This is a genomic window from Coleofasciculus sp. FACHB-712 (assembly GCF_014695635.1).
Classification (GTDB): Bacteria; Cyanobacteriota; Cyanobacteriia; order Cyanobacteriales; family FACHB-T130; genus FACHB-T130.
Map to the genome: position 1 here is coordinate 1 of NZ_JACJOQ010000259.1, position 1,676 is coordinate 1,676.

At 47.6% G+C, this 1,676-nt stretch carries 2 protein-coding genes; both read left to right on the forward strand.

The window, feature by feature from the left end; all coding sequences use genetic code 11:
• Positions 1–81 precede the first annotated feature (81 nt).
• On the forward strand, positions 82–765 hold the full coding sequence (locus H6F50_RS07360; protein WP_190427991.1) for a MotA/TolQ/ExbB proton channel family protein: 684 nt from the start codon (positions 82–84) through the stop codon (positions 763–765).
• A gap of 102 nt (positions 766–867) precedes the next feature.
• Positions 868–1,551 carry a biopolymer transporter ExbD gene (locus H6F50_RS07365; RefSeq protein ID WP_190427993.1) on the forward strand — a complete coding sequence of 228 codons (684 nt, stop codon included), beginning with the start codon at positions 868–870 and terminating at the stop codon, positions 1,549–1,551.
• The last annotated feature ends 125 nt before the right edge of the window (positions 1,552–1,676 follow it).

The window sequence follows — 1,676 nt, forward strand, 5'->3', positions numbered from 1 at the left end:
AATGCTTGTCTAAAATTGGAATGGCTTCAAGTTGTTAAAGAAAATTAAAAGCTTGGGGAGTGTAGGAGGAAAGAATCGACCGTGACTTTTCAAGAACTAATCGAGAAAGGTGGACCAGTGATGTGGCCTCTGCTGGCTTTATCGCTGCTGTCTCTAGGCACTATTTTTGAGCGCCTGTGGTTTTGGGCAAGAATCTTGACCAAAGAAAGAGAAACTGTGGATCGGGTGCTAGAAGCAGCAACTCGCAACTGGGGAGTTGCCACTGAGATTGCTCACCAAGCTAGAAAACAGCCGATAGGGCGTTATCTGTATGCTCCCTTACGACTCTCTAACCCCGATCCAGAAATGTTTAGGCTGTCACTGGAGGCAGCCGCAGACGAGGAATTAGCTTCAATGCGCCAGGGCGATAAAATCTTAGAAGCGGTGATTGCCCTTTCGCCTCTACTAGGATTGCTGGGAACTGTGTTGGGATTGATCAGATCCCTGAGTGGGATTCGCCTCGGCGATCTCGGAACGTCTTCAACCGCTGGAGTGACTTTAGGGATTAGCGAGTCTCTGATCAGTACGGCAACTGGGCTGATAGTCGCCATTACCAGCCTTGTCTTCTATCGACTGTTTCAAGGTTTTTTGTTTAACCAAGTCAAAATTTTCCGGAGAGCGGGAAATGAGCTGGAGTTAATGTACCGCCAGGAATGGCCCAAACTTGGTATCGATCGTCATCCGATGAAGGCGAAAGTAGAAACTTCAGATACGGCTGAATCCTAGAAGCCATTGGTCATTGGTCATTCGTCATGGGTTATTAGTCAGTAGCGAAGAATTAGGGGCTAAGGACTCATGACTTTTTAAATTCCCCTGTTGTTTGAACTTATGAAGATTAACTTAGATAGTCCGGGTGATGACGCCCGAATTGAGATTGTTCCTCTAATAGATGTCATCTTTTGTATCCTGACTTTCTTTCTGTTGGCTGGGTTGCAATTAACTCGTCAGCAAGCAATTAGCGTAGACTTGCCCAAAGCGAGTAGTGGCACTCCGCAGATGCGAGAGATGTTGATGGTGAGCTTAGATGATTTTGGTCAAATCTATGTGGAACAGCAGCAGATCAATTCAAAAGATCAGCTGACTCAGTCTTTGCAGAATTACCGCTCGACAAATCCAAATGGATTGATGGTGCTGTACGCTTCTCGGACTGCAAGTTACAACGATGTCATCCAGGTACTGGATTTGCTAAGAGATGTGGGAGGCGATCGCGTGTCTTTAGCGACTCTACCCGGTTCCGGTGATGCGGCGGCTGGCTCTAATACGCAGGTTCCTACGGCTCCTAGTCCCGGTTTAGCGCCCTATTCCGGCAACGCTCCTATCCAACCTTATAATCCTTATGCGCCACCCAGTCCATCAGCCAATCCATACAATCTGGGTCAGCCGCAATTGCCGGTGGCTCCGGGACAACCAGAGATTAATCCCACGATTCCCGGTACTACGATTCCCGGTACTGTACCCGTGACACCGACGGTTCCGGCTCCCCAAGGGACTGATTCTGCTCCCAAGAGGTAGGGACAATTCTGTCAATTTACAGAGGTCGAGGCGCGATTGTTTGTTTAAGGTAGGGATAATCAAAAGATTTTTTCACGCCTCAACTTCTGGATAGGAGGTTTATAAATATGGATTTAATTGATGTG